Source organism: Nonomuraea ceibae (assembly GCF_019396325.1).
In the GTDB taxonomy this organism is placed as follows: domain Bacteria; phylum Actinomycetota; class Actinomycetes; order Streptosporangiales; family Streptosporangiaceae; genus Nonomuraea; species Nonomuraea ceibae.
Genome location: NZ_JAHKRO010000196.1, coordinates 1 through 9,779 on the forward strand (window position 1 = coordinate 1; position 9,779 = coordinate 9,779).

At 71.5% G+C, this 9,779-nt stretch carries 5 protein-coding genes and 1 pseudogene; 2 read left to right on the plus strand and 4 right to left on the minus strand.

The window, feature by feature from the left end; translation table 11 throughout:
- Positions 1-299: 299 nt before the first annotated feature.
- A pseudogene (locus KME80_RS48355) lies at positions 300-979 on the plus strand (ATP-binding cassette domain-containing protein); the annotation flags it as partial.
- On the opposite strand, the gene KME80_RS48360 reads toward KME80_RS48355, so the two are convergent.
- From KME80_RS48360 to KME80_RS48370, 3 genes are read right to left on the minus strand one after another with little or no spacing between them, the layout of a single operon-like run.
- On the minus strand, positions 978-5,780 hold the full coding sequence (locus KME80_RS48360) for a DNA repair ATPase (RefSeq protein WP_219519261.1): 4,803 nt from the start codon (positions 5,778-5,780) through the stop codon (positions 978-980). The pseudogene KME80_RS48355 and the gene KME80_RS48360 overlap by 2 nt on opposite strands.
- Before the next feature lie 3 nt (positions 5,781-5,783).
- The gene (locus tag KME80_RS48365; protein WP_219519273.1) at positions 5,784-7,880 is read right to left on the minus strand and encodes a flotillin family protein; all 2,097 of its coding nucleotides are present in this window, start codon (positions 7,878-7,880) and stop codon (positions 5,784-5,786) included.
- On the minus strand, positions 7,880-8,425 hold the full coding sequence (locus KME80_RS48370) for a YqiJ family protein (protein ID WP_219519275.1): 546 nt from the start codon (positions 8,423-8,425) through the stop codon (positions 7,880-7,882). Before KME80_RS48370 ends, KME80_RS48365 begins: the two co-directional genes overlap by 1 nt.
- Before the next feature lie 132 nt (positions 8,426-8,557).
- Here KME80_RS48370 and KME80_RS48375 point away from each other — a divergent pair, with 132 nt between their 5' ends.
- On the plus strand, positions 8,558-9,493 hold the full coding sequence (locus KME80_RS48375; protein ID WP_372455460.1) for an NADP-dependent oxidoreductase: 936 nt from the start codon (positions 8,558-8,560) through the stop codon (positions 9,491-9,493).
- Here the strand turns inward: KME80_RS48375 and KME80_RS48380 are convergent.
- Positions 9,471-9,779: CGNR zinc finger domain-containing protein (locus KME80_RS48380; RefSeq protein WP_219519277.1), on the minus strand; the 309-nt coding region annotated here is incomplete at its 5' end. The two genes, KME80_RS48375 and KME80_RS48380, sit on opposite strands and share 23 nt — an antisense overlap.

The window sequence follows — 9,779 nt, forward strand, 5'->3', positions numbered from 1 at the left end:
GCCCCGCCTCCACTTCACCACCCCACCCCTCCTGATCACCCCCCACCCTCCGGGCCCGCCAACGCTCCCCACGGCCTGGCCCCCACCCCAGGAGCCGCCTCCCTCGGAGGCCACGCTTCCCCTGGAGGGCGCCTCCCAGGAGTGGACCCCACCCCTGGAGCAGGCCCCCCTCCCGGAGGGTGCCCCCCTTACGGAGGGGACGCGTTCCCAGGAAGGGACGACGTCATCGAAGGCGGTGCTCTCTGTGGAGGGTGCGGCCTCTTCGGGGGCTGGGGGCCCTCAGGAGACGGTTCCGTCGGAGGCGGCGGGGCCGGGGGAGGGGCTGGTCCCCTCGGAGAAGGCGCGCCTCTCGGAGGGGGTACGCCTGGCGCAACGGCCCGCCTTGCCGGAGGCCGCAGGTGGGCCCGGGGAGCGCTCCGGGCGGTCGGAGGTCGTGGTGGAGGCGAGTGACCTCGTAGTACGGGGTCGGCTGCGGTTGGCGGGGCTGCGCGTACGCCAGGGGGAGCGGCTGCTGGTCACGGGCCCGAACGGGGCGGGCAAGAGCACGCTGATGCAGGTGCTGGCCGGGGAGCTGGCGCACGACTGTGGGACGGTGCGGCGGCCGGCCAGGGTCGGGTACCTACGGCAGGACCAGGCCCCGGCTGCCAGGGACCTGACGCTGCTGCGGGCGTTCGCCGAGGGCCGGGCGGGTGACCTGGAGGAGCACGCGGAGACGCTGCTGGCGCTGGGCCTGTTCCGGCCGCGGGACCTGCTGCTGCGGATGGGCGAGCTGTCGTACGGGCAGCGGCGCCGGGTGGAGCTGGCCCGGCTGGTGACGAGCCCGGCGGACCTGCTGCTGCTGGACGAGCCGACGAACCACCTGTCGCCGCTGCTGGTGGAGGAGCTGGAGGAGGCGCTGGCCGGGTATGGCGGCGCGCTGGTGGTCGTGACGCATGACCGGCGGATGCGCGCCGCCTTCACGGGTTCGCGGCTGGAGCTCAGGTCTCCCTGATCGCCGAGCCGACTTCGCGGACGCGGTCGGCGAGGAGGCCGAGGGCGCCGACGGCCCGGGTCATCGGGTCGTCGCCGCTTCCGCCGAGCGCCTTGGCGCGCACGTACGCGGCCTTGATCTCGGCCCAGCGGGCGGCCTGGGCAGGGGTGAGTCGGCCGCGGAGTTCGGCGAGTTTGAGCAGGTTGGCCTCGGCGTCGGAGGTGAGGGTCTGGGCCTCGCCGAGGTAGTGGTCGTCGAGCACGGCTTCGAGCTCGTCGTCGTTCATGGCGGGGACGATGCGTTCGGCGAGCTTGTTCATGTTGCGGTAGGAGCCCTGGAGCCGGTAGGGCGGTTCGGTGCGGGCGGCGTCGGACTGGGCGGCGGAGGCGATGTAGGCGCGGTTGTTGGCCAGCACCACCTCCTGGACGCGCAGGAGCTTGCGCAGCACGCTGAGCACCTGGTCGAGCTCGGGCTTGGTGTAGGGGTGCTTGAGCTGGTCGGGGCGCACGCCCTGGTCGCCGCGGGCGAGCCGGACGAGGAGTTCGACGTCGGAGCGGTCGCGGGCGGACAGGGGGGCGAGGACGGCGTTGGAGGTGAGCGCGTTGTCGATGAAGCTGAGCGCGAACAGCTCTTCGCGTCCGGAGAGCACGTCGCCGAGGTTCCACACGTCGGCCCGGTTGGCGAGCATGTCGGGGATGCGGAAGCGCTGCCCGGACTCGGTGTACGGGTTGCCGGCCATGCACACGGCGAACCGCTTGCCGCGCAGGTCGTAGGTGCGGGTGCGCCCGTTCCAGACGCCTTCGATGCGGCGTTGGGCGTCGCAGAGCGAGATGAACTTCTGCAGCAGTTCGGGCGAGGTGTGCTGGATGTCGTCCAGGTAGAGCAGGGTGTTGTTGCCCGTCTCCAGCGCGAACGAGATCTTCTCCACTTCCTGCCTGGCGGTGGCGTCGGGCGCTTCGGCGGGGTCCAGCGAGGTGACGCGGTGGCCCAGGGCGGGCCCGTTCACCTTGACGAACACGAGCCCGAGGCGGCTGGCGACGTACTCCATGAGCGTCGTCTTGCCGTAGCCGGGTGGTGAGATGAGCAGCAGGAGGCCCATCTGGTCGGTCCGTTTGCCCGCGCCCGCCGCGCCGAGCTGCTTGGCCAGGTTGTCGCCGATGAGCGGCAGGTAGACCTCGTCGAGCAGCCGGTTGCGCACGAAGGCGCTCATCACCTTGGGCTTGTACTCCTCCAGCCGGAGCCGGCGGCGTTCGGCGTCGACGAGCTCGCCGCGCCGCTTCTGGTAGGCGCGGAAGGCGGGGACGCGTTCGGTGGCGAACCGCCGGGTCCTGGCCAGCGTCTCGTCGAGGCGGATCTCCAGTGTGCGGCCGGTGATGCGGGTGTGGGCGCCGAGGAGCCCGTCGGCGGTGGCGGTGACGGCGGCGCCGGAGTCGTGCCGGGGCAGGTCGCAGAGCTGTACGGCGACGGCTTCGGTCAGCTCGGGCCCCTGGTCGAAGGCGCCGAGCCAGGCGCGGGCGAGCTGCACCCGTTCGGGCAGCGGGACGGCCTTCAGGTCCTGCTCGAACTCGCGGGTGCGGCCGGGCCCGAGCGCCTGGTGGAACCCGGCGACGAGGTCGCGCGCCGCCTTGCTGGTCACGAACCCGGCGGGCTGCCCGGCCAGCTCCTCGACCAGGTACTCGCCGGCCAGGTCGCCCGCGTCCCAGGCCCCGGCGGTCGCCAGGAAGGCGGAGATGAGCGCGCCCAGCTCGGCGGCCAGTGCCGACAGCGCCGCGGTGGGGCCGAAGACGTCGCGGGCGCGCACCAGCGACACGGCCCGGGTGGTCAATGTTTTACGTGAAACCTCGTCGATCCCGTGCGCCCAGAAGAGCTGCGCCCCGGCCCGCGCCTCGGGCGGGTAGCGCAGCAGCCCGGCGCCGTCGCGGAGCCGGACGAGCACGTCGAGGATGGCCGCGGCGTCGTGGTCGTGGACGCCGCGCTCGTACCCCTCGTCGTAGCGGTCCTGGGCGGCCTGCCGTACGAGGGCCTGGAGGTCGGCGCCCGGCACGGCGGTGTCGAGGAGTGAGGCGGCGAGGTGTTCGGCGCGGTAGACCTCCGGCGTCTCGGAGACCAGGAGCTGGTCCCAGAACGGCCGGGTGTCGGCGAACGAGGCGGGGACGGGGGCGCGGTAGTCGGTGCCGGTGATGGCGAAGTGCATCTCGGAGCCGTGTGGCACCAGCGTGAGGTCGATGGGCTGGGTGTTGACGGCGAAGCGGTGGTGGCCGAGCCGGATGGTGTCGCCGCCGTCGGTGAACAGGTCGAGCCGGTCCCGCAGTGCCCGTCCGGCCTCCTGCTGTGCCGCCTTGACCCGGCCGTCCAGCTCCTCGGCGCGTACGGCGTCGCCCAGCTCGCGCAGTTCGGCGGCGACCGAGCGGAGCTTGGTGATCATGGGGTCGGTGGCGAAGTAGGTGTTGACCTCGTCGAGCGTGCCGAGGCCGCCGAGCCGCCGGGTGACGCCGGTCAGGATGCGTTCGGCGGAGGCGAACAGCCGGTCGGCGCGCCGGGCCAGCGCGTCGAGCTGTGACTGCTTGCGGGAGGAGAACGCCTCGTAGACGTCGTCGCGCTTGGCGGCGAGCTGGGCGGCGAAGTCGTCGAACTCGCCGAACCGCGACTCCAGGTTCTCCACCTGGATCATCAGCCGGCCGAGCTGTTCGTCGCAGCTCTCGGGGCTGTCGGCGACGGCGAGCGCGCCGGTGATGGCCTGCCCGAGCAGCGCGAACTCGGCGGCGAACGCGGCGCGGCCCTCGCTGCCGAGCAGTTCGCGCCGCCGTCCGTCGAGCACGGCCCGCGCCCGGTTGACGCCGCCGAGCACCTCGGCGATGCGGCCCAGGATGGCGGTGCGGACGGTGGCGTCGGCGATGTCGAGCGAGCCGACGACCTCGGTGACGACCTCCAGCCCTTCGGCCTGCGTCGACAGCCGGTCGGCGACGGGCTCGGCCTCGGCGGCGGTGGTGATCGCGCCGGCCTGGGCGGCCAGCTCCTCGACGGCGGCGTGGTAGCCGGTGAACGCGTCGGCGCCCTCCAGGAACGCCACCGCGCGCCGGCCCGCCGCGTCCAGCTCGGCGCGCACCTCGGCGGCCAGCTCGTCCAGCCGGGCCAGGTCGACGTAACGCACCTCGCGCAGCGTCACCAGGTGGCCCTGGGCGCGGCGGAGGGTGGCCAGCAGCGTCACCCAGGCGTCGGCGGTCGCGGGCGTGTCGCCGCGCGAGCGCCGGACGAGCTGGGTGACCTCGTCCTCGGCCTCTTCGAGGGTCCGCTCGGCCTGCCGGGTGAGCTGCTCGACGTTCTCGTACTCGTCGAGGACCTGTTCGGCGGTGGCGCGGACGTCGCCGAGCGGGCCGTCCAGGCCCTGCTCGCCGAGCCAGTGGTAGCTGTCGAAGGCACGCGTGCAGGCGGCGATCAGCGCCTCGAACGTGGCCGCCGACGGCGCCATCTCCTCGATCATCCGGGCGACCGACAGGCAGTCGGAGATGCCGCGCACCAGCTCGGCGTTGCCGATCCGCTCCAGCGGCCCGGTGCCGGCGGGCTGCGCCGCCGCGTAGGTGTCGGAGACGTACGGCGTCTGCCACACCTGCATGGGGTGGACCCGCGTCGGCTCCTCGGAGGTGGCGCGGAAGACCACCATCGTGCCGTCGTCGAACAGCGAGTAGCCGTGGCACACGATGGGGTTGGCCACCTCCTTCCTGATCACGTTGTACGGCAGCAGCAGCGAGCGGCCGTCGCCCCTGGCGTGGAAGACGTAGAGCACGTCCTCGCCGTTGGGGGAGCGCACCACCCGCTCGAACTCCAGGTCGGTCACGTCGGTGTCGAACGTCTTGCTGACGCCGGTGGCCAGGTAGTAGCCGCCGGGGAAGATCAGGCCCTGGTCCTCGGGCAGCCGCTGGCAGGCCTGGCCGATGCCGTCGAGCCTGGTCACGGCCTTGGTGCGGGTGTTGAAGACGAGGTGGCGCCAGGCGGTCTCCTTGTACGGCCTGATCCGCATGAGGATGAGCGGGCCGACGCGGGCGTGCTCGACGTCGGCGTCGGCCAGGCTCTGCAACTGCTCGCTGACGGGTTCGGCGTAGATGCCCGCGCCCGACTCCGTGTTGTTCTCGATCTTGATGGTGAGGTCGCCGCCGACGGTCTCGACGAACACCTCGCCCTGCACGGAGATGTGCGGGTGGCGGCCGAGGACGTGGTCGTCGCGGGTGGTGGGCGTCCACTCGAAGTCGTGGGAGGGCGGGAAGACATGGTCCCGCTCCCCACGGTTGTCCTGATATTTCGGGACCCCGGTGGGCGTGACCGTCCAGCGCAGCACCCGGATGTCCGCCGGCCCCGTCTTGAACACGGCCAGCAGCTTGCCCTCCACCCGCCTGAGCTGCGCCAGCCGGGTCTCCTTGTAGTAGCGGTAGAGCTCGGCGAAGTCCTTCCTGAACGCCTCGTCGTCCAGCGTCTCCAGCTTGTCCTGGTCGAAGCGGAACGCGTCCCCGTCACGGGTGAACCGGTGCACCGCGAACACGTCCGACACCGCGGTCTCCGGCTTGAGCCCGATGAACACGTTGTAGCCGAACAGCATCACCCCGCCCAGGGAGACGATGTCCCTGGGCACGCAGTTGTTCTCGGTGCGGATCCGCTCGGTGCCCAGCAGCCGCAGCTCGGCTCCGCCGAACACCTCCAGCCGCTGGGCGTTGACCGACTCGGCCGCCTTCGTCAGCGCCTTGGCCTGGGCCCCGAGCCGGTTCCTGAGCACCTCGTAGGTGCCGGCCTCCAGATCGGGCCGGACGTCCTCGGCCACGCGTCAGACCTTCGCCGGGGTCAGCGCCGCCACGGGGGAGTCGGCCACGCCCAGCCGGCGCGCCGTCTCCAGCAGCTCGCCGAGCGGCCCGGAGTCCGGCCCGCCCCGCTGGATGAGCTGCATGAGCAGCGCCGACACGGTCAGGTTCTTCAGGTCCTCGCTGCCGATCCCGCCGACCAGCCGCCCGATGTCCTCGACCAGGCTGGCACTCCCGTTCAGGTACGGGGTCGCCATCGACCGGACGACACCCGAGTGCTCGACGAAGCCGTCGACCACCTTGCCCGCGGTGATGGAGCCGACGACCTTGTCGAAGAACATCGTGTCGCCGCCGACGATGTCGATGTTGGCCTTGGCCAGCCCGGCGGCCAGCACACCGGCCTGCGACTCGGCCACCTGGCGGGAGACGTCGATCTGCTTGAGCCGCACTTCCTTGTCGGCCTCCAGCCGCAGGCGGTACTCCTCGTGCGCCCGGCTGGCCTCGTCCAGCGCGGCCAGCGCGGCGGCCTTCTCCGTCAGACCCTCGGCCTCGGCCTTGAGCTTCTCGCCCACCGCCGCGGCGGTGGCCAGCGCCATCGCCTGCTCACCCTCGGCCTTGGCCTTGAGCCGGTCGCCCTCGACCAGCGCCATCGCCTTGGCGCCGTCGGCCTCGGCCCGCAGCTTCTCGCTCAGCACCAGCGCCTCGGCGCGGCCGACCTTCTCGATCGCCTCCGCGTCGCGCTCCCTGACCTGGACGTCGGCCAGCCCGGCCGCGGCCGACTCGGCCTGGATGCCCTCCGCCAGCCGGATCTTGGCCCGGGCCTCCAGCTCGGCGGCCTGCTGCTTGGCCTCGGCGAGCACGAGCTCCTCGCGGGCCCGGAACTTCGACGCCGCCTCCGCGGCCTCGGCCGCCTTGATGCCCTTGACCAGGTTCTCCTGCGCCTCGGCCTCGGCGGCGATGATCACCGACTGGCGGGTGCGCTCGGCCTCCTCGACCACGCGCAGCCGCTTGATGGCCTCCTCCTGCTCGGCCACGGTCTTGTCGACGGCGATGCGCTCGCGGATGACCTCGGCGATCGACCGCTTCTCGGTCTCGACCTCCTTGTCCTTGGCGATGCGCGACAGCTCGGTCTCCCGCTCGCGGGCGATGACCTCCAGCAGGCGGTCCTTCTCGATGCGCTCGGACTCGATGGCGATCACGCGCTCGCGGTTCTTCTCCGCGACGGCGACCTCGCGGGCCCGGTTCTCGTGCTGGACGCCGAGCTGCTCGTCGGTCTTGATGTTGGCGGCCTGCGCCTTGAGTCGCTCCTCGGCCTGGACGCGGGCGATCTCGGCCTCCTCGCGCGCCTTCATGGTCTCGATCTCGCGCTTCTGCTTGATCTCGGCGTCGGCCTGGCGGCGCTGCAGCTCCAGGATGGCCTCACGGGCGTCCACGTTCTGGCGGGTGATCTCCTTCTCCTCGGTGCGCTGGAACTCGTTGGTGCGCACGTGCTCCAGCGCCGTCAGCTCGGTGATCTTCCGGATGCCCTGGGCGTCGAGGATGTTGCTCTTGTCGAGCTGGTTGAGCGAGGTCTGCTCCAGGTAGTCGATCGCCGCGTCCTCCAGGCTGTAGCCGTTGAGGTCGGTGCCGATCAGCCTGACGATCTGGTCGCGGAACTCGTCGCGCTTGGTGTAGAGGTCGACGAAGTCGAGCTGCTTGCCGGCGGTCTTGAGCGCCTCGGAGAACTTGGCGCTGAACAGCTCCTGGAGCGTCGACTCGTCGCTGGCCCGGACGGTGCCGATGGCCTGGGCGACCTTGATGACGTCCTCGGCGGTCTTGTTCACCCGGACGAAGAAGGTGATCTTGATGTCGGCCCGGATGTTGTCGCGGCAGATCAGCCCTTCCCGGCCGGTCCGCCCGATCTCGATGGTCTTCACCGAGATGTCCATGATCTCGGCCCGGTGGACGACAGGCAGCACGATGGCCCCGGTGAACGTCACGTCGACCTTGTTGACCTTCGAGATGATCAGCGCCTTGCCCTGCTCGACCTTACGGAAAAGGCGGCCGACGAGGATGAGCAGTCCTATGACGATGACCAGGACGACGGCGAGGAATATACCGAATCCGGTGGAGATGACATCCATCAGTGCTCACTTTCGTAAGGCATGACCCAGAAGAATTCGCCGTCTGCGTCGTATTCGAAGATCAATGCGCTGTCGCCGCGGGACAGCCTGTCCTGACCGGTCGTGCGGACCTGGATCACGGCCGAGGAGCCGTCGGCGGCGGTGACTTCGGCCTGGCCGAAGTCGGCTGTCGCCGAGCCGGTGCGGATCACGCACATCTGGCCGACGAAGTCGCCGCGCGAGGGCTGCCGCTCGCGGGGCGCCAGCCGCCGCAGCGGCGCGAGCAGGGCGCGCGTGCCCAGCCAGCCGCTGGCCAGGGCGAGCAGCGGCACGACAGGAAGGGTGGTGATCTGGCTGCCGATCAGCGTCAGCAGCCAGGAGAACGCGATCAGCAGCGAGAGCGTGACGCCGGCCGGCACACCGCCGAGACCGAGCCACGGCGCGTCATGGTCGCCGGTGTCGAACAGGCCGGTCACGACCACGATCCAGTAGCCGACGACCACGATCAGCGGGTAGGTGAAAACGGCCATCGGATAGCTGAACGCGACATGCAGAAACTCGCCCAATGCTGGTTGCCCCGTCCCCCGGTGCGTATCCGTTGTCGGACTATATCGAGATAAAGAGCGAGTAAAGGAAAAAGTTCCCGAAAGGTTAGCTGGCTTGACCTCAAGTGCGGTTGAGGGATCAGGCTGGGCGGCATGAGCCAAGAGATGATGCGGGCCGCGGCGTTCTCCGCCTTCGGCGGCCCCGAGGTGTTGCGTGTGATGGAGCTGCCCGCCCCGCAGGCGGGCCCCGGCCAGGTGCGGGTGCGGATCAGGGCGGCCGGGGTGCAGCCGTTCGACACGGCGGTGCGCGCCGGCTGGACCCCGCCGAACGTGACCGGCGACCTGCCGCGCATCCCCGGCAACGAGTTCGCCGGCGTGGTGGACCAGGTGGGCGAGGGCGTGACGGAGGTGGCGGTGGGCGCGGAGGTGCTCGGCTTCTCGCTGCTCAACTGCTATGCCGAGTACGTGGTGGTGCCCGCCGGTGACGTGACGCCCAAGCCGCCGGAGCTGCCGTGGGAGGTGGCGGGCGGGCTGACCTCCGGGGTCCAGTCGGCCGAGCTGGCCATCGACGGGCTCGGCGTGGGCGAGGGCGACACGCTGCTCGTGCACGCCGCCGCCGGCTCGGTCGGCACCGCGGCCGTCCAGATCGCCCGGCGCCGCGGCGCCACCGTGATCGGCACCGCCCGCGAGGAGAACCACCCTTACCTGCGCGAGCTCGGCGCGATCCCGGTCGTGTACGGGGACGGGCTGGCCGACCGGGTGCGCGCGCTCGCGCCCGGCGGGATCGACGCCGCGCTCGACGGCGCCGGCGGTCACGCGCTGGAGGTCTCGCTGGAGCTGGTCAAGGACCGCTCCCGCATTCTCACGCTGGTCGAGCACGGCAAGGCCGCCGAGCTGGGCGTCAAGGTCACCCAGGGCGTCCGCTCCGCCGAGCGTCTCGGCCGCTACGCCGCCCTGGTCGCCGCCGGGGAGTTCGTCTTCCTGGTGCGCAGGACGTACCGGCTGGAGGAGGCCGCGGACGCGCACCGGGAGAGCGAGGCCGGCCACGGCCGCGGCAAGATCGTGATCACGGTCGGCGCCGCTGGTTGAACCGGCCCACCTTGGACCGGTTGCCGCAGACCTCCATCGAGCACCAGCGTCGGCTGCCGTTCTTGCTGACGTCGAGGAACCACAGCACACACTGAGGGTTGGCGCACTTGCGCACTCGTTCCGGCCGCTCGCCCAGCACCCGGGCGAGGTCGGCCGCCGCGGCCCAGGCCGCGTGCCAGTCCGCCGCATCGACCACCACCAGCTCGTACGGCCCCGTCTCCCCGAGGCGGGGCCGTCGGCCGCCGTGGTCGAGCACGGCGTTGAGCCGGTCGGGAGGGCCGCCGCC

Excerpts from the sequence above, each read along its gene's own strand:
- KME80_RS48365 (WP_219519273.1), bottom strand. The coding sequence starts at position 7,880 with ATGGATGTCATCTCCACCGGATTCGGTATATTCCTCGCCGTCGTCCTG.
- KME80_RS48375 (WP_372455460.1), top strand. The coding sequence starts at position 8,558 with ATGAGCCAAGAGATGATGCGGGCCGCGGCGTTCTCCGCCTTCGGCGGC.